At 69.6% G+C, this 18279-nt stretch carries 13 protein-coding genes; 7 read left to right on the forward strand and 6 right to left on the reverse strand.

The genetic code is table 11. The features are described from left to right. Positions 1–503 precede the first annotated feature (503 nt). Genes glpD through ACWGE0_RS18495 form a run of 3 tightly spaced genes read right to left on the reverse strand, consistent with a single transcriptional unit; the run spans position 504 to position 4472 of the window. Positions 504–2123: a glycerol-3-phosphate dehydrogenase gene (gene glpD, locus ACWGE0_RS18485; protein ID WP_452262096.1), complete on the reverse strand. Its 1620-nt coding sequence runs from the start codon at positions 2121–2123 to the stop codon at positions 504–506. A gap of 48 nt (positions 2124–2171) precedes the next feature. After that, entirely contained in the window at positions 2172–3689 is a 1518-nt protein-coding gene (gene glpK / locus ACWGE0_RS18490; protein WP_452262097.1) for a glycerol kinase GlpK, read from the reverse strand. Positions 3690–3716: 27 nt separating this feature from the next. Beyond that, positions 3717–4472: an MIP/aquaporin family protein gene (locus tag ACWGE0_RS18495; RefSeq protein ID WP_452262098.1), complete on the reverse strand. Its 756-nt coding sequence runs from the start codon at positions 4470–4472 to the stop codon at positions 3717–3719. A gap of 243 nt (positions 4473–4715) precedes the next feature. Here ACWGE0_RS18495 and ACWGE0_RS18500 point away from each other — a divergent pair, with 243 nt between their 5' ends. Then, positions 4716–5480 carry an IclR family transcriptional regulator gene (locus tag ACWGE0_RS18500; protein ID WP_452262099.1) on the forward strand — a complete coding sequence of 255 codons (765 nt, stop codon included), beginning with the start codon at positions 4716–4718 and terminating at the stop codon, positions 5478–5480. Positions 5481–5505: 25 nt separating this feature from the next. Beyond that, the gene (gene glpK, locus ACWGE0_RS18505; RefSeq protein WP_452262263.1) at positions 5506–6999 is read left to right on the forward strand and encodes a glycerol kinase GlpK; all 1494 of its coding nucleotides are present in this window, start codon (positions 5506–5508) and stop codon (positions 6997–6999) included. Positions 7000–7074: 75 nt separating this feature from the next. On the opposite strand, the gene ACWGE0_RS18510 is transcribed toward glpK (ACWGE0_RS18505), so the two are convergent. Then, positions 7075–8451: an aminopeptidase P family protein gene (locus tag ACWGE0_RS18510; protein WP_452262264.1), complete on the reverse strand. Its 1377-nt coding sequence runs from the start codon at positions 8449–8451 to the stop codon at positions 7075–7077. Positions 8452–8559: 108 nt separating this feature from the next. On the opposite strand from ACWGE0_RS18510, the gene ACWGE0_RS18515 reads away from it, so the two are divergent. The 5 genes from ACWGE0_RS18515 (at position 8560) to ACWGE0_RS18535 (ending at position 15187) form a co-directional block, all read left to right on the forward strand. Next, entirely contained in the window at positions 8560–9495 is a 936-nt protein-coding gene (locus ACWGE0_RS18515; protein WP_452262100.1) for a LysR family transcriptional regulator, read from the forward strand. A 169-nt stretch (positions 9496–9664) separates the two neighbouring features. Then, entirely contained in the window at positions 9665–11377 is a 1713-nt protein-coding gene (locus ACWGE0_RS18520; protein ID WP_452262101.1) for a S8 family peptidase, read from the forward strand. After that, positions 11374–11934 (forward strand): RNA polymerase sigma factor, encoded by a 561-nt coding sequence (locus ACWGE0_RS18525; protein WP_452262102.1) that lies wholly within the window; start codon positions 11374–11376, stop codon positions 11932–11934. Before ACWGE0_RS18520 ends, ACWGE0_RS18525 begins: the two co-directional genes overlap by 4 nt. Further along, on the forward strand, positions 11931–12392 hold the full coding sequence (locus tag ACWGE0_RS18530; RefSeq protein ID WP_452262103.1) for a hypothetical protein: 462 nt from the start codon (positions 11931–11933) through the stop codon (positions 12390–12392). The genes ACWGE0_RS18525 and ACWGE0_RS18530 overlap by 4 nt, the downstream gene beginning before the upstream one ends. Continuing rightward, on the forward strand, positions 12389–15187 hold the full coding sequence (locus ACWGE0_RS18535; protein ID WP_452262104.1) for a CHAT domain-containing protein: 2799 nt from the start codon (positions 12389–12391) through the stop codon (positions 15185–15187). Before ACWGE0_RS18530 ends, ACWGE0_RS18535 begins: the two co-directional genes overlap by 4 nt. A gap of 3 nt (positions 15188–15190) precedes the next feature. Here the strand turns inward: ACWGE0_RS18535 and ACWGE0_RS18540 are convergent, their stop codons facing one another. Then, positions 15191–16525 (reverse strand): collagenase, encoded by a 1335-nt coding sequence (locus ACWGE0_RS18540; RefSeq protein ID WP_452262105.1) that lies wholly within the window; start codon positions 16523–16525, stop codon positions 15191–15193. A gap of 135 nt (positions 16526–16660) precedes the next feature. Then, positions 16661–18238 (reverse strand): MFS transporter, encoded by a 1578-nt coding sequence (locus ACWGE0_RS18545; RefSeq protein WP_452262106.1) that lies wholly within the window; start codon positions 18236–18238, stop codon positions 16661–16663. Positions 18239–18279 lie beyond the last annotated feature (41 nt).

Genomic DNA, 18279 nt, shown 5'->3' on the forward strand with positions numbered 1-18279 from the left:
CAAGTCCGACACGCTTTTCGTCGGACTTGACATCCCTCCCCTGCCGTGGCTCGCTCTGGCGCGCTAGACGGGGGAGCCCACCACCCCAAACGCAACCACCCACGCAACGCAACTCCGCCCAACGCAACAGGCGTGCCATCAACCCACGCACGGCGTAGGGGGCTCTTTTGGGAGTGTCGGGAGTCTGAGGGCGGAGCCCTCAGCCACCAACAATCCCAGACTGAATCGGCAACAACGGAGCCACAACCCGACCAAACGGCCCACTCCGCACCACCCCACCACCAGGCCCCACAAACGGCGCCCCCACATCCACCGCATCCGGCATCCGCGCATACGCGGCCCACCGCTCATCCCAAGCCTGGACCACCTCGAGATGCCCACCGGGAAGAAACCGGCTCAGATGCACCCCAGCAACCTGCCCGGTGTTCCCCAGCAACGGCAGTAGCCGAAACCCACCTTCCCGCCGCAATCTCTCGATCAGCTCAGCGCCGTCCATCTCACTGTCACGTTCCCGTCCGGGCAGCCAACTCGGTACGGGCCCGGTAAGCCTCAACCGCAGCATCCCGCTCAGCAGCAGACCACCCCAACGGCCCCGCGATCAGATCCGCCACCTCCCCCGCGACCGACGCCCCGAAATCCAGATGCTCCATAGCAATCCGAGTCCGCCGCGCCAACACGTCTTCCAACCCCAACGCACCCTCATGCGTAACCGCGTAAACAACCTCCGCCGCCAAATACCCGGCCACGGACGCACCCAACGACGAATCCTGCGCGATCAACGCCAACACATCCGACACCGCGGACCCGTACCGCCGCAGCAGTCGCTCCACAGTGGACGTGGGCAGGCCGGACTCCGCAGCGACTCGAGCCCGGTCCGCCCACAGCTCTTGGTACCCGACCGCACCACACAACGGCAGCTTCGCGGTCAACGACGGCGCCACCGCTCGCCCAAGCCCGGACACCGCGGCATTCACCACGTCGGCAGCCATGACCCGGTAGGTCGTGTACTTCCCCCCAGCAATCACGAAGAACCCAGGCTCCGGCTCAGCCACCGCATGCTCACGCGACAACTTCGCCGTGTCCCCAGACGCCCCGTCGAGCAACGGCCGCAACCCCGCATACGACCCAACAACATCCTCAACCGACAGCGGCGACCGCAACACAGCGTTGACGTGGTCCAGGATGTACTGAACATCCTCAGAACTCGCGCTGACCTCAGACGGATCCCCGGAGTAGGGCGTGTCCGTGGTCCCGATGATCCAGTAAGCACCCCAGGGAATCACGAACAGCACCGACTTCTCGGTCTGCGTGATCAACCCACCGTCCAACTCGATCTTCGACCGATCCACCAACACGTGCACACCCTTGGACATCCGCACGTGGAACGGCGGCACCCCAGGGCTCAAAGCGTTCAGCGAATCCGTCCACACCCCGGTAGCACTGATCACCCGCCGAGCCCGCACCACGTGCGTAACTCCAGACAGCTCATCCCGAACCGACGCACCGGAAACCCTGCCGTCAACACGCACCAGCGACGTGACCCGAGCCCGCGACACCACCGTCGCACCATGCTGAGCAGCCGTCCGAACCAGCGTGGACACCAGCCGAGCATCGTCCATCTGCGCGTCGTAGTACCGAATCGCGCCGGCAAAAGCCTCTGAATCAATCGACGGCCCAACCGCCGCCATCTTCGAACGAGACAGGTGCCGATGCATCGGCACCGCCCCCGCGCCACCGATCGAGTCGTACAGCAGCACACCCGCACCGACGTAGGCGCGTTCCCACTGCTTCTTCAACGGAAAGAGGAACGGCACCGGCCGCACCAGGTGCGGTGCGAGCCGGCGCAGCAGAAGTCCGCGTTCCTTCAGAGCTTCCCGGACCAGCTTGAACTCCAGCTGTTCCAGGTACCGCAGCCCGCCGTGGACGAGCTTGCTGGACCGGCTCGACGTACCGGACGCCCAGTCGTTCGCCTCGACGAGCGCGACGGAGAGTCCTCGCGACGCCGCGTCGAGAGCGGCACCCGCGCCGACCACACCACCGCCGACGACGAGCACGTCGAACTCCGTGCTGCCCAAAGCGGCAAGCGAGTCAGCACGCCGAGCCGGATCCAGCCTTGCGAACACCTTCAGCTCCCCTAAGAGAATCAGCGGAAGAGAACCAGCAGAAGAGAATCAGCGAACGTCGGCGTCGACCCAGTCGAACGACTTGGTGACGGCCTTCTTCCAGTTGCGGTACTCGCGCTCGCGCTCGTCGGAGTCGAGCTCGGGCGTCCAGCGCTTGTCCTCGGCCCAGTTCGCGCGCAGCTCGTCCAGCGACGACCAGTAGCCGACAGCCAGACCGGCGGCGTACGCGGCACCCAGCGCGGTCGTCTCGGCGACGACCGGACGCACCACCGGCACGTCGAGCACGTCCGCCTGGAACTGCATGAGCAGCTCGTTCTGGACCATGCCGCCGTCGACCTTCAGCTCGGTCAGCGGCACACCGGAGTCGGCGTTCATCGCGTCCAGGACCTCACGGGTCTGGAACGCCGTCGCCTCCAGCACGGCACGCGCCAGGTGGCCCTTGTTGACGAACCGGGTGAGGCCGACGACCGCGCCGCGCGCGTCCGCCCGCCAGTACGGCGCGAACAGGCCGGAGAACGCCGGCACGAAGTACGCGCCACCGTTGTCCTCGACCGACCGCGCGAGCGTCTCGATCTCGGGAGCCGACGAGATGATGCCGAGGTTGTCGCGCAGCCACTGCACCAGCGAGCCGGTGACCGCGATCGAGCCTTCCAGCGCGTAGACGGGAGCCTCGTCGCCGATCTTGTAGCACACGGTCGTCAGCAGACCGTTCTTCGACGCGACCTTCTCGGTACCGGTGTTCAGAAGCATGAAGTTGCCGGTGCCGTAGGTGTTCTTCGCGGTGCCCGGCTCGTAGCAGGCCTGGCCGAACGTCGCGGCCTGCTGGTCGCCGAGGATGCCCGCGATCGGCACGCCCTTGAGCACACCGCCCGGACCGCCGTTGCCGTACACCTCGGAGGAGGAACGGATCTCCGGGAGCATGGACAGCGGAATGCCCATCTCGGCAGCGATGCCCTCGTCCCACTGCAGGGTGTCGAGGTCCATCAGCATGGTGCGCGACGCGTTGGTGACGTCGGTGGCGTGCACACCGCCGTTGGGGCCGCCGGTGAGGTTCCACAGCGTCCACGTGTCGGTGTTGCCGAACAGCAGGTCGCCGGCTTCGGCGCGCTCACGGGCGCCCTCGACGTTGTCGAGGATCCAGCGGATCTTGGGCGCGGAGAAGTAGGTCGCCAGCGGCAGGCCGACCTTCGCCTTGTAGCGGTCGGCACCGCCGCCGAGCGCGCCGAGCTCCTCGACGATCGCCTGCGTGCGGGTGTCCTGCCAGACGATCGCGTTGTAGACGGGTTCGCCGGTGTTCTTGTCCCACACCACCGCGGTCTCGCGCTGGTTGGTGATGCCGACGGCGGCGAGGTCACCGGTGTTGAGGTCGGCGGTCGAGAGCGCCTGACCGATCACGAACCGGGTGTTCTCGGAGATCTCCACCGGGTTGTGCTCGACCCAGCCGGCCCGCGGGAAGATCTGCTCGTGCTCCTTCTGGCCCACGGCGACGATGGAGCCGCTGTGGTCGAAGATGATCGCCCGCGTGCTGGTCGTGCCCTGGTCGACGGCGAGAACGTACTGCGTCATCGAAAAGTCCTTTCGGGATGGTCAGCGTCAGAACGCGAGCGAGGCGATCACACCGGCGAGCGCACCGCCGATGAGCGGGCCGACGACCGGCACCCAGGAGTAGCTCCAGTCGGAGTCCTTCTTGCCCACGGCCTCGCCGTCGGTACCCCGGTAGGACAGCGGCAGCAGGGCGTGCGCGATGCGCGGGCCGAGGTCGCGGGCCGGGTTGATCGCGTAGCCGGTGGGGCCGCCGAGGGAGGCGCCGATACCGACGACCAGCAGCGCCGCGGCCAGCGGGCCGATCTGGGTCGGCGTCTTGCCGAACGCGAGGATCACGAAGACCAGGACGAACGTGCCGATGATCTCGCACACCAGGTTCCAGGTGTAGCTGCGGATCGCCGGGCCGGTGGAGAAGACCGCGAGCTTGAGACCCTCGTCGGGAGTCTCGTCGAAGTGCGGCTTGTACGCGAGCCAGGCGAGCACGGCACCGAGGAACGCGCCGAGCATCTCACCGGCGAAGTACACGAGCGTCGAGCCGAAGCCGACGGGAACACCAGGGGCGTACTCGGCCGCACCGCTGGTCAGAATGCCGACGGTCACCGCCGGGTTGAGGTGGGCGCCCGACTTGTAGGCGACGTACACACCGGCGAAGACACCGAGTCCCCAGCCGAAGTTGATCAACAGCCAGCCGCCGTCGAACCCCTTCGACTTGGCGAGCAGCACGTTGGCCACCACGCCCGCACCCAGCAACAGCAGGACACCCGTACCGAGCACCTCGCTGAGGAACACTGACCCGAGACCCACGCTGGCCTCCCAATCGTCCTTGAACGGCTGATCACCCCGTGGTGATTGAGGCGGAACGTAATGACGCAGGTCACTCCTGCTCAACACCGACGTTTCGACAATGTCGACACCCTCGACCCCCGAAGGTGTGACCAACCGGTCACGCTGCGCGCAGACAAGGCGTTTCAGGCCTGTTTCCAGGGGTGATGGCCGTCGTAGCTGTTCGACATTGCCGACACGGGTCGTCTCAATTACGTTTCACGCGTGCCGGGACCCATCCAGTCGATCGAACGCGCCGCAGCCGTGCTGCGGCTGCTCGCGCGTGGCTCCGGCCACCACGGTCTCACAGAGATAGCCGACTCGCTCGGTCTCGCGCGAGGCACCGCGCACGGGATTCTCCGTACGCTGCAACGGGTCGAGTTCGTCGAACAGGACCAGGCGACCGGCCGCTACCGGCTCGGCGCGGCCCTGCTGCACCTGGGAACGTCCTACCTCGACGCGAACGAACTGCGTTCTCGATCGATCAACTGGGCCGACACGCTCGCCGCGCGGTCGGGCCAGGAGGTCAGGATCGGCATGCACCACGACGGCGCCGTGCTCGTCGTGCACCACGTGTTCCGGCCTGATGACTCTGCGCAAACACTCGGCATCGGCGCGATGCTGCCGCTGCACGCCACCGCGCTCGGCAAGGTGCTGCTCGCCTACGACCCTGACCTGTCGGCGGCCGCACGCCGGCGGGAGCTCACGTCGCTGACCCGCAGGACGATCGTCCGCGCGCAGGCGTTGGAGAGGGTGCTGACGGAGGTACGCGCGCAGGGCTGGGCAGGCGAGGCTGAGGAGTACATGCCGGGCGAGGCGAGCATCGCCGCGCCCATCCGGATCCCGGGCGGTCTCGTGGTCGGTGCGATCGGCATCTCCGGTGCGGTGGACCGGTTGTGCGACTCCACGGGACGGCCGCGCGCGACGCTCGTGCGCCAGGTCAGCCAGGCCGCTGAAGCGGTCACCACTTCTCTCGTCGACGAGAACTGAAGGGCTCGGCGTGCAACGGTTTGTGATGGCGATCGACCAGGGGACGACGTCGACGCGCTGCATCGTGTTCGACCAGAACGCCCGCCTGGTCGCGGTCGCCCAGCGCGAGCACCGGCAGTACCACCCGCGGCCCGGCTGGGTCGAGCAGGACGCCGTGGAGATCTGGCGCAACGTCGACCGGATCATGCCGCAGGCGTTGCGGCAGGCGGGAATCACCGCCGACCAGGTCGTCGCGCTGGGCATCACGAACCAGCGCGAGACGTTCGTGCTGTGGGACCGGCACACCGGTGTCCCGATCGGACGCGCGATCGTCTGGGAGGACATCCGCACCGAGGAACTCGTTGCCGAGCTCGGGAAGAAGCCCGGCGTCGAGGAGGTCCGCGACCGCTGCGGCCTGCAGCTCGCGACCTACTTCTCCGCGCCGTCGTTGCGTTGGATGCTGGACAACGTCGCCGGCCTGCGCGAGAAGGCGGAACGCGGCGACGTCCTGTTCGGCACGATGGACACCTGGCTGATCTGGAACCTCACCGGCGGCGTGAACGGCGGCCTGCACGTCACCGACGTGACCAACGCGTCGCGGACCATGCTGATGAACCTCAGCACCCGGCAGTGGGATCCGATGCTGCTGGAGTTCTTCGGCGTGCCCGCGTCGATGCTGCCCGAGATCCGGCCGTCGTCCGAGATCAACGGCAAGACCACGCGGGTGGTGCCGGGCATCGCGATCACCGCGGCGCTGGGCGACCAGCACGCGGCGTTGTTCGGGCAGACGTGCTTCGAGAAGGGCGCGATCAAGGGCACCTACGGCACCGGCGGGTTCCTGTTGATGAACACCGGCACCGAGCTGGTGCGGTCGAAGCACGGGCTGCTGACGACGATCGGCTACCAGATCGGCCCGGAACCGACCTACGCGCTGGAGGGGTCGATCGCGGTCGCCGGGTCGCTGGTGCAGTGGTTCCGCGACAACCTCGGGCTGATCCACAGCGCGCCGGAGATCGAGACCCTGGCGCGCACGGTGAAGGACAACGGCGGCTGCTACATCGTGCCGGCGTTCTCCGGCCTGTTCGCTCCGCATTGGCTCGCCCAGGCCCGCGGACTGGTCGTCGGGCTGACCTCGTACATCAACAAGGGCCACCTGGCGCGGGCCGTGCTGGAGGCGACCGGCTGGCAGACGCGGGAGGTCGTCGACGCGATGAACGCCGACCTCGGGGCGCCGACGCCGGTGCTGAAGGTGGACGGCGGGATGACCGCCGACCACCTGCTGATGCAGTTCATCGCGGACGTGCTGGACATCCCGGTGATGCGGCCGCTCGTCGCCGAGACCGTGTCACTGGGCGCCGCCTACGCCGCGGGGCTCGCCGCCGGGTTCTGGCCGGACCTGGAGGGGTTGCGGCGCAACTGGCACCTGGCCGCGCAGTGGAACCCGGTGATGGACGCGCGGCACCGCGAGAACGAGTACGCGAACTGGAAGCGGGCCGTGGAACTCACGTTCGCCTGGGCCCGCTCCACTCCGTCCACCTAGGACTGCTGGTTTGGCGTCTGCAAGTACTACCAACTGCGAGTTGGTTGTACTTGCAGACGCCTCAACAGCCAGCGGTCAGGAGCGCTGCTTGCGCACCCACGCGGCGACGTCGTCGGCTTCGATCGGCAGCGCGTCGGACAGGACGTCCGCGCCCGTCGACGTGACGACGAGGTCGTCCTCGATGCGCACGCCGATGCCGCGCAGCTCCGGCGGCAGCGTCTCGTCGTTGGGGTGGAAGTACAGGCCCGGCTCGACGGTGAGCGCCATGCCGCGTTCCAGGATGCCCTGCTGGTAGGTCTCCTGGCGGGCGTCGGCGCAGTCGTGCACGTCGAGGCCGAGGAAGTGGCCGGTGCCGCAGACGATGTAGCGGCGGTGGTGCTGGCCGGCGGGGTCGAGTGCCTTGTCGACGCTGACCGGCAGCAGGCCCCAGTCGTGCAGGCCCTCCGCGAGCACCTGCATCGCGGTGTGGTGGAAGGCGCTGTAGTCGTTGCCCGGCTTGACTTCCGCGAGCGCGGCGACGTGTGACCTGTGGACGAGGTCGTACACCTGGCGCTGGGCTGCGCTAAACTCGCCGCTGACCGGGAACGTACGGGTGACGTCCGCGGTGTAGAGGCTGTTCATCTCGACACCGGCGTCGAGCAGCAGCAGGTCGGCGTCGTTCACCCGGCCGTCGCAGCGCGTCCAGTGCAGCACCGGGGCGTGCGGGCCGGCCGCGACGATCGAGGTGTAGCCGGGGCCGTTGCCCTCTGTGCGGGCGCGGCGGTCGAACGTGCCCTGCAACCAGCGCTCTCCCCCGCCGCGCACGGCCTGGCCGAGTTCCATGGCGACGTCGGCGAAGCCCTTCACCGAGGCGTCGACGGCCTGGCGCAGCTGGTCGATCTCCCAGTCGTCCTTGATCCGGCGCAGTTCGGACAGGACGGTGCGCAGCTCGTCGCTGTGGCTGCCGGTGAGCGCGTCCAGCAGCGGGTCCAGGCCCTTGGCGGTGAGCGTCTCGGGGTGGCGGCCGCGCAGGGCGTGCGCGAGGTCCTCGAGCGGGCGGGCGGTGATGCCGAGTGCCGCACCCCACTCCTTCGGGCCGGCCGCGGCGCCGATCCAGAACGGGCTGCGGTCGGCGTCACCGAAGAAGTCGACGCTGTGGGTCTCCGACGGCACCGGCACGAACAGCGTGGCGTCCTCATCGGACATCACCAGCACGGCGCCCTCGACCTGGCACCCGGTCAGCCACACGAAGTCGCTGTCGGCGCGGAACTCGTGGAACGTGTCGTTGGACCGGACGTGCGCGCGTCCCGCGGCCAGGGCGATCCGCTTGCCGGGGAGTGCCTGGGCGAGCCTGGCGCGGTGGGCCGCAGCGGCCTCGGCGGTGCCCGGCGGGAGGTCGATGTTGCTGTCCCACTCACCCCAGCCGTCGCGGATGTACGTGCGGAAACCGTCCGCGTCCACCAGTTTCGCCATGTCGCGGCGTGTCCGAGCCAATTCGGGTCCTTCCAGAGTTGTCCTTCCTGCCAGCCTCCCCTCGAACGGAGGGAGCCCGCCAATCCAGATCGGGGATAGCCTCAGGCTATGGAACTGGAGATCCGGCACCTGCGGGCGATCTGCGCCATCGGGGACGCGGGCAGCCTTTCGCGGGCGGCGACGCAGCTCGGCATCTCCCAGCCCTCGCTCACCACCCTGCTGCAACGGGTCGAGCGCCTGGTCGGCGGCAAGCTGTTCGAACGCGGCCGGGCCGGTGCCGTGCCCACCGCGCTGGGCGCGCAGATGCTGCAGCGGGCCCGGTTGTTGCTGGTGGAGCTGGAGGCGTTCGGTTCCGACATGGCCGGGCGCGACGGCCCTGTGCGGTTCGGGTCGGTGCACATGGAGTGCGTGGCGGCGTTGTTCACCCGACTCGAGGACGCTCTCGACGACGTGACCCTGGTGGTCGATCCCTCCTCCACCGGGCTGGCGCTGGGGCTGGCGAACGGGCATCTCGACGCGGCGGTGATCGCGGTCGACGAGGAGCAGGACCTGGGGCTGCCGCGCGGGGTGGCACAGCGGATCGTCGTGCCGTGGGTGCCGGTGTACATCGCGCTGCCGTCCTCACATCCGCTGGCCGCACTGCCCGAGGTGGAGCTGGCCGACCTGGCGGGCGAGGCGTGGGTCGGGCCGCCGGGGGCCGAGGACGGGTCGCTGACGGCGTTGCGCGCGGCCTGCCGGGCGGTCGGGTACGTGCCGCGGATCCGGTTCGAGATGCCGAGCGGCGCGGGCCGTCAGTTGATCGCGGCGGGCAAGGCGGTGCAGCTGGTCGAGCCGACCTCGCAAGGCGGTCCCGGGGTGACGGTGCGGCCGCTGGCGGGGGCACCGATGCGGATGCGGCTGGTGTTCGCATGGCGGCGGGAGCGGCTGACCTGGGAGCAGACGAACCGCGTGTTCGCCGAGATCGCCGACGCCTACGCCACCCAGGCGCTGCAGAGCCAGTCGTTCCGATCTTGGTGGGAAGCGAACCAGCCGGTCCGCGCCTGACACGTTTTCCCCGGAAAGCCGATGTATCTGGCGGCAGCACCGCGCACCCGTGGTGAATCGTGAGGACTCCCGCCACTCGGACGGAGCCAAAAGGCCTTGCCCTGCTCCGGCATCCGGGCCACGATCCCAGTGCGGCGGCGAGTCACGGTCGGTTCGGAGGGGAAACCACATGACGATCTACTGGCCAGAGACACAGCACGCCGACGACGCGGTGAACGAGGACGCCGCGGCACTGCTGAACGACGACGGGGGGCTCGCGTTCGAGGTGCCGCAGGAGGTCTTGCGACGGCACGGCGCACGCGTGCTGGAGCCGTCGGACGACGCGAACTCCGCGGTCGGACGTGCGCTGCGGCCGACCGCGTACGTGTCATCGGTGCTGCTGATCCCGCGGGCCGAGCTGACGGCCAAGAACAACGACAGCCTCAACAGCCTGCTCGTCCCGATCGGGATGCGGCTCCCCGACTTCGACAACGGCACGGACGGCAGGCGAGCGCTCCCCCCGTTGCCCGCCGAGCTGGAGACCGTGCCCGTCGTCCTGCAGCCGGCCGGGGAGTCCGCCGTCGTCGACGCGTGGACGGCGCTGCAAGCGATCCGAGCGGGAGCCGCCAAGGAACTCTCGGACCAGATCTCCCTGGACCACCTCATGTTCGCGTCCAGGTGGAACGGAGGGGACCTGGGCGGCGTTCCGGGTCCCATCCAGGGTTTCGTGCCGTTCGGCCCCGGTACGGCGGGGTCGGGTTACCTGGACGGCCCGGTCGCTCTGGAGCTCCCGGCGATCAAACAGCGGGACGAGAGCGCGCTGGCGCTGGGCCGGCGGCCGGTGGTCGCGGTGCTCGACACCGGGATCGGGTACAACACCTGGCTGGGCATCCCTGCGCTGAACACCGCGGAGACGGACATCTCCAAGTGGAAGACCGGCGAGTACGTCAAGGTGGACGCCACGATCCAGACGGCGGTCAAGAACGCCGGCAGGTACCTGCGGCAGCAAGGTCACCGCGTCGAGGTCATCGAGCACCCCAAGGACGAGCCGCTGACCAGGAACGTGCTCGTGGGCACGCAGGCGTGGTGCTTCGGGCACGGCCTGTTCTGCGCGGGTGTCATCCAGCAGATCGCTCCTGACGCGACGGTGCTGGCCGTCCGCGTCATGGGCAGCGACGGCGTCGCCAGGGAGAGCGCGGTCGTGGCGGCGCTGGGGGCACTCGTCACGCGGATCAAGAACGGTGGCCCGAAGGAGATGGTCGACGTCGTGTCGCTGTCGATGGGTTACCTGTTCGAGCGGCCCCAGGCCGAGGAAAGCGGTTCCCCTCTCGCTGTGAAGATCAGTGAGTTGCGCGCACTCGGGGTGCTCGTGGTGGCCGCGGCCGGCAACTCGGCCTCGGCCCAGCGGTTCTTCCCCGCCTGCCTGTCCACCTTCAGCAACGCGCTGACCACGCCTCCGGTCATCTCCGTCGGCGCGCTCAACCCGAACGGCAGCAAGGCGTTGTTCACCAACGAGGGCCCGTCGGTGACGTGCTACGCGACCGGCACGAACGTGATCAGCACGTTCCCGCAGGACGCCAACGCGAGCCGTCAGCCGCTGGTCCGGGTGCCCGCGGTCAACCGGCCGGACCTGCCGCAGTACCGGGAGTCGCCGGACGTGGACGACCACACGCACAGCCCGTTCACGGTCTGGACCGGCAGCTCGTTCGCGGCACCGCACGTCGCCGCGCACCTCGCCAAAGTCCTGCACGACATGGCACCGGTGGCGATGACGGGAGTCGGCAACGCCGAGCAGGCGATGAAACGCGCCGCCGACGCGGTGGCCGCGGTGAAGAATGCGGCGAACCCGAAGACGACCCCGCAGCCGATTCCGCAGCCGACCCCGCCGGTTCCGGTTCCGTGAACATCGGTGATCGCACCTTCGCGGGCGCCGCGGCCTTGTTCGCGGCGGCCCGGGAGGGTGATCGGCGGGCGTTCCACGAGCTCGTCGCGGTGCTGAGCCCGTTGCTGTGGCACGTGGCGAGATCGCAGGGCCTCGATCGGGAGACCAGCCAGGACGTCGTGCAGACGGCCTGGCTTTCTCTTGTGCGCGACATGCGGCAGATCCGCAACCCGCTCGCGCTGGCCGGCTGGTTGATCACCACCACGAAACGGGAGTGCTGGCGCGTGCGCGACCGCAGCCGCCCGGAGGTCCTCACCGCGGACGAGCCCGACGGCGCCGATCCCGCGCCCGGCCCGGAGGAGCTGGCCGGCCTGGACGACCAGAAGCGCCGGTTGTGGGCGGCGGTCGCGCTGCTCGACGAGCGCTGCCGGGAGCTGCTGCGCTACGTGGCGTTCATCCCGAGGCCGGACTACGCGATGATCGCCGACGCACTCGACATGAAGCACGGCAGCGTGGGGCCGACGCGCAAGAGGTGCCTCGACAAGCTGCACGCCGAGCTGCGCGGAGGCGGGTCATGACCGGACCGTTCGACCCCTCCCCGTTCGACGCCGAGGATCTTCGCGTCCTCGACGAGCTGCGCGACCTGCACGCCGAGCTCGACCCCATGCCGCCCGGTCTCGTCGAGTGCGCGCAGTTCGCCGTGGACCTCGACGAGGACTTCGACATCGCGCGGATCGAACGGACCGAGGAACTGGCGGTGACGCGGGGCGAGTCCGCCCGGCAGATCACGTTCGAGTGCGGCGACGACGTGGCGCTCATGGTGCAGCTCCAGGTCCACGACGACGGACACGTGCGGATCGACGGCTGGCTCACCCCACCCGGCTCCGAGCTCGAACTGCGCACCGCGACGAGCACCACCCCGGTGGAAACCTCACCCCAGGGCCGTTTCGTCATCGACGACGCCGAGCCCGGTCTGGTCCAGTTCGTCGTCCGCACCGCCGGCGCGACCGTCGCGACCCCCGCGATCGTCCTATGAGGACAACCCAGGCGCGGGTCGGTCCCGTGAAGGCGACGCACGAAGATCGCGTGCGGCGGATGCGCGAAGAAGGCTCCCTGCTCACCAACAGCGGCAAACCCGGCGCGGGAGCGCGCAAACTGCGCGCCGCGCTGCGGTTGCTCGACTGGTCACCGGACATCTCGCCGGAGCTGCTGCCCCTGCGCGTGCTCACCTCGCACGTGCTGATCAGCCTGGGACTCGCCGAGGCCGAGCTGGGTGACACCGCCCGCGGCCTGGCAACCCTGGACGCCGCCGAGCACGTGGTCACCGACCACGACCGCCCGATCCTGTGGCAACAACGCGCCCTGGTGCTGCACCGCGCGGGCCGCGTGACCGAGGCGCTGCGCCTGCTAGACGCCGCCGTGCCACGGCTGATTCGCGCGGGCGCCCCGTTCCCGCTGACCTCCGCGCTGCTCACCAGAGTCGCGATCGGCATGGGCGTCGGCCGGACCGGCAGGGCACGCGAGGACCTGCGCGTGTGCGGGGAGATCGCCGCCCGCGAGGGGTTCGCGCTCACCGAGGCCAAAGTGGCCCACGCCCTGGGCTACTGCGCCGTGCTCGACGACGACATCCCGGCCGCGCTGCGCGCCTTCGAGCAGGCGGCCGGCGGCTACGCGGAACACGGACCCGGCTACCTGCCAGTGCTGGCCATGGACAAGGCCCGCGCACTGCTCTCGGCGGGCCTAGCCGCAGAGGCCGGGCGAGAACTGGACTCGGCGTTCGCGATGTTCACGACCGACCGTTTCAGCGTCGACTACGCCTGGGCCGAACTGACCCGCGCCCAAGCCGCCCTCGCCACCGGCCAACCGGACATCGCACGCGACTGGGCGGTGCGCGCGGGCCGCCGATTCCGCCGCCACGGCGACCACGCATGGGCCGCCATCGCCGACCTCACCGCCATGCGCGCACGCCTCGCCACCGGCAGATCCGCGGTCGCGGCCGCCGCGCGGTGCGGACAGCTGGCGGACCGGCTGCGCGGACTCGGCCTCGACCACGACGCGGACCTCGCGGACCTGCTGGCGGCCCGCGCCCTGCTGGAGGCGGGCAAGCCCCTCACGGCCACGGCGGGTCGTGGTGGGCTGGTCGCGGCCGCAGCGGGTCGCGTTGGATCCGCCCCAGCCGAAGCCAGTCACGGTGAGTCCGTCACAGCCGAAGCCGACCGCAGTGGATCCGTTGCGGCCGAAGCCGGTCGCAGTGACCCCGTGGCGGCAGCAGTGGCTGGCGGTGGGTCCGTGGCAGCCGACGCCGGTTGCGACGAGCCCGTCCCAGCCGACGCCGCCCACGGCCAACCCAGCCCGGCCGACACCGCCCACGGTGGGCCCGGCGCGGCCGTCAACGGTCGCGGCGGACCGGTCGAGGTGCGGCTGCTGCGGAGGCTGGTGCGCGCGGGGCAGCTCCCGCCGGGCCCCGCGTTGCGCGAGCTGCGGGCAGGGCTCGACCTGCTGCAGGCCCAGCGCAGCCGGTGGGGCAGCACCGAGTTGCGTGCCGCGCTCGCCACCACGGGGGCCGACCTCGCGGTGCGGGGGCTGGACCTGGCGCTGACCAGTGGCTCGCCGCGGCTGGTGTTCTCGTGGACCGAGCGGTGCCGCGCCCAGTCGTTCCGGCTCACCCCCGTGCGGCCGCCCGCGGACCCGGTCGTGCGGGAGGCGTTGGCCGAGTTGCGGCAGCTGAACCACAACCTGCGGGAGGTCCGGGTGCGCGGTGGGCGGGATCCGGCCACGCGGGCGCGGTGCACCGAGCTCGAACGGCTCATCCGGCAGCGGACCTGGCAGTGGGAGGGCGACGGCACGGCACGCCGTGCGGTGAGTGTGAGCGCGGTGCAGGCGCAGCTCGGCGAGGCGGATCAGGTGATGGTCAGCTTCTTCGATCGCGCGGACAGCCTCTTCGCGCTGGTCGCCGACCGGCGTCAGGTGCGGTTGGTGCCGCTCGGACGGACCAGCGCGGTGGTCGAGACGGTCGTCCGGCTGCTCAACGACCTCGACGTGGTGTGCGGCAGGCGGTTGCCCGCGCGGCTCGAGGCGACGGTGTCCGCGTCGATCGACGACCACGTGCGGCAGCTGAGCGCGGAGGTTGTGGCGCCCCTGAGCGCCTTCCTCGGCGACCGCGACGTCGTGATCGTGCCGACGAAACACCTCAGCGTGCTGCCCTGGGGGCTGCTGCCGGAGTTCCGCGGCCGGCCGGTGACGGTGGCGTTGTCGGCCTCCACGTGGTCGTTCGGCAGGCAGGCCGCACAGACACCGGCGCGGGCGGGTGCACTGCTCGCGAGCGGACCGCGGCTGCACAACGCGGAGAAGGAGATCATCGGGATCAGCGCGATCCACCCGGAGGCGCGCAGCCTCACCGGTGCCGCGGCCACCGTCGAAGCCGTGCTGGACGCGCTCGACGGCGTGGACGTCGCGCACCTGGTCGCGCACGGGCATCACGAACCGGACAACGTGCTGTTCTCCTGCCTGGACCTGGCCGACGGCCCGCTGATGGCCTACGACGTGGCCGGGCTGAAGGTCGCGCCGCGCCACGTCGTGCTGTCCGCGTGCGATGTCGGGCAGGCCACCGTCCGGGCCGGTGACGAGGCGCTCGGCTTCACCGCGGCGTTGCTGCACTCCGGCACGAGCAGCGTGATCGCCAGCGTCGCCCGCGTGCCCGACGACCTGGCGGTGGACGTCATGAGCGCCTACCACCGCGCGCTGACGGCGGGAGCGACGCCGGCCAGAGCGCTGGCCGACGCCTCCCCCGCCACGAGCCGCATTCCGTTGCTCTGCTTCGGTGCGGGCTGACCGTCAGCGCACCTCGCCGAGCCAGGCGTACCAGTCGGTGTCGTAACGGCCGCCGATCACGCGGGTCAGGTGATCCCGTGCGCCCGCCCAGTCACCGGCCCGGTACTTCGTGAGAACCGTCGACACGTCCGCGGGGTGTTTCTCCACCAGGTACCGCACGGCGAGATAGCCCCAGTTGTAGACACGTTTGGTGTCACCCTCATAGGTCGTGTCGAACAGCGCGCTCAACGCGTAGGTCTTCTTCTTCGCCTCCGCCAGCGCGTCCGCGTAGACCTCGTTGCGATACGTGTACGAGAGGTACTCCGCGAAACCCTCGATCCACCACACCGTCGGCGTGGTCATGTTCTCCTCGAAATCGCCGTGCATGTCGAACCGGCCGTCGAGGTAGTGGGTGTACTCGTGGTTGAGGTTCCAGATCGCGAACGTCGGCAGCCAGTCCGCTTCGTGCGCGATGAACCGGGCCTGGTTCAGAGAGGGATCGCCCTCCAGGTACATGCCGCCGTTGTTGGTGTCGATGTCGAACAGCACCCCGGCATAGGTCCGGTAGTCGTTGCTGGTGTCGAACACCACGACCTCGAGCGAGGTGTTCTGATCACCGGCGACAGGTCCCGGATCGCGCACCACCCGGTGGAACGCGGCGTCCTGACCGGCGAGCGACGAGCAGGTCTGGCGGAGCTGGGTCCGGGTCAGCTGCTGGGCCCGGATGCGCAGGGTCGGGCTGCAGGTGTGCCGGACGGTCAGCACGCGGCGGTCGATCGTCGCGCGGAAGTCGCACGTGCCGTAACGGCGGCAGTTCGCCTTGTCGTACCAGTCGACCATCTCCGCGACGCCCACCCACAGCGGCGCCAACCGGCCCACGACGTCACCGCGCGAGGCCAGGTCCGAGAGCAGGGGGCGAACCGTCGGAGCGATGTCGCGGTGCTGGAGAAATCTGCCGACCTCACGGGTCGCGTTGGTGACCAGGTAAGCGCGATCGGTGCCGAACAGGACCAGGTTCCGGACGACGAACCGGCGCAGCGCCCGCAGGATCTCGGGCTCGGCCTTCACCGCGATCAGGAACTCGGGGTTGCTGTGGCCGTAGTAGAGCATGATCATGCCGGCGTGCACGGTGGCGTCGTCGGCGCTGGTGTAGTTGTCCAGAACCCGTGTCAGCGCGCGAAGTTCGGCCGGATAGTCGGCCACGGCCGCGTAGATCGTCGACTCAGGTGCCGTGTGGTGCAGGTTCCGCGCCACCTCGGGTGGCAGCAACGGGCTGTTCGGTGAGCCCGGTGACGCCTGGGCGGGTGCAGGAACGAGAAGTCCGGCCAGGAGCGCCAGGACGAGTGCCGCTAATCGCATCGGTGTCCTCCGCAGGGGATGTGAGGTGCTCAGGAGCGTCACACCGCCCGGCGGGCCGCGAACATCTCTTCCGCTCATAGCTCGCTGCTATGGACAAGCCGTGGACAACCTTGTCATCCACACCACCTACAACGCCTAACCCAGCTTCTTGGGTTCAGCGAAGATCAGGTGCCGCACGTGCGCATCGCCCGAAGCGAGCGCACGTGCGGCCTCCTGGTTCTCCTGGTCCACGACGGTGCCGCGTTCGATGTGCTGACGCAGGTGCTCCTGCCAGGTCGCGATGGTGAACGTCTCCAGGAACGTGCCGGGCTGCTCGGTGTCCCGGAACAACCCCCACATCGTGGCCCCGGTGCGCCGACGTGCACGCCCGACCCGTTGCATGGCCTCGATGAACTCTTCCTCGTTCTCCTTCAAAACCGGCCACTCCACGGTGACCAGCACCGGCCCGGCCTCGGTCTCGTCGAGCTCCGGCGGCTCACCCCAGTAGATCGCCGGGCTGACGTCGAGCGGCCGATCGTTGAGCGGCAACCACTTCGTCGCCACCAGCACCGCCACCGCCATCACGGCGGCGGGCACGATCATCGCCGTCCTGAGCCCGTACGCGTCCGCGATGGCGCCCCACACCACCGCGCCGAGCGCCTGACCACCCATGAGGATGAGCTGGTAGTAGGCCAGCGCACGGGCGCGCGTCCAGGCGGGCAACAGGATCTGCGCGGTGGCGTTGAACGTCGACAGCGTGGCGATCCAGCACGCCCCGGTCAGCAGCATCGCCACGATCACCAGCGCGAAGCTCTGCGTCAGCACCGCGGCGCTGGTGGCCGCGGCGTAGAGCCAGGTCGCGAACAGCACCATCCGGTTCTTGCTCATGCTCCGCAACAGCTTCGGCACCACGAACGCCCCACCGATCGCGCCCGCCCCGACACTGCCCAGCAACACGCCGTACCCGCTGGCGTCGAGCTTCAGCGGCCCACGCGCGATCGCCGGCAGCAACGCCCACAACCCACTGCCGAACACGATGAACAACGACAACCGCGCCAGCACCCGGCGGAACAACGGCGAACTGCCGACGTACCGCGCACCGGTCCGCATGGCCGTGGTGATGTGCTCCGTCCCGAGTGGACGGTGGTCCGACGGCCGCTTCCACCGCGCGAGCACGATCAGCACGCCCAGGAACGAGATGGTGTTGAACGCGAACGTGGCCTCGGACCCGGCCAGCGCGATGAGCAACCCGCCCAGCGCCGGCCCGATCGCGCGGCCGACGTTCATGTTGACGCCGTTGAGCAACGCGGCCTGCGGGATCTCCTCGCGGGACACCAGCTCGGGCTGGATCGCCTGGAACGACGGCATCGACAACGCCTGCCCGATCGCCATCAGCGCCAGCAACCCGAGCAGGCTGGCAGGGGTCGCCTTGTCCGTGCCCGCGAGCAGCATCAACCCGCCCGCGCCCGCGAGCATCAGCGCCTGGCCGGAGATCAGCACGTGCCGCCGGTCGAGGATGTCCCCCAGCGCCCCGGACGGCACGACCAGCAGGAACACCGGCAGCGTCGTGGCCGTCTGGACCAGCGCGACCTGCAGGGCACTGCCGCCGAGGTCACCCATGAGCCACTGGGCGCCGACGGTCTGGGCCCAGGTGCCGATGTTGGAGGCGAACTGGGCGAGCCACAGCGCACGGAAGGCGCTGCGACGCAGGGGCGCCCATGCGGAGATTGTCACCGCACGATCTTCACACTTCCGGGACCACGGAGCAGCTCAGT

The sequence above is a fragment of the Lentzea sp. NPDC054927 genome (genome assembly GCF_053610285.1).

Coding starts and splice junctions, on each gene's coding strand:
- glpK (WP_452262097.1), bottom strand. CDS start 3,689: ATGACGCAGTACGTTCTCGCCGTCGACCAGGGCACGACCAGCACGCGG.
- glpK (WP_452262263.1), top strand. CDS start 5,506: ATGGCGATCGACCAGGGGACGACGTCGACGCGCTGCATCGTGTTCGAC.
- ACWGE0_RS18510 (WP_452262264.1), bottom strand. CDS start 8,451: ATGGCGAAACTGGTGGACGCGGACGGTTTCCGCACGTACATCCGCGAC.
- ACWGE0_RS18515 (WP_452262100.1), top strand. CDS start 8,560: ATGGAACTGGAGATCCGGCACCTGCGGGCGATCTGCGCCATCGGGGAC.
- ACWGE0_RS18520 (WP_452262101.1), top strand. CDS start 9,665: ATGACGATCTACTGGCCAGAGACACAGCACGCCGACGACGCGGTGAAC.
- ACWGE0_RS18530 (WP_452262103.1), top strand. CDS start 11,931: ATGACCGGACCGTTCGACCCCTCCCCGTTCGACGCCGAGGATCTTCGC.
- ACWGE0_RS18535 (WP_452262104.1), top strand. CDS start 12,389: ATGAGGACAACCCAGGCGCGGGTCGGTCCCGTGAAGGCGACGCACGAA.
- ACWGE0_RS18540 (WP_452262105.1), bottom strand. CDS start 16,525: ATGCGATTAGCGGCACTCGTCCTGGCGCTCCTGGCCGGACTTCTCGTT.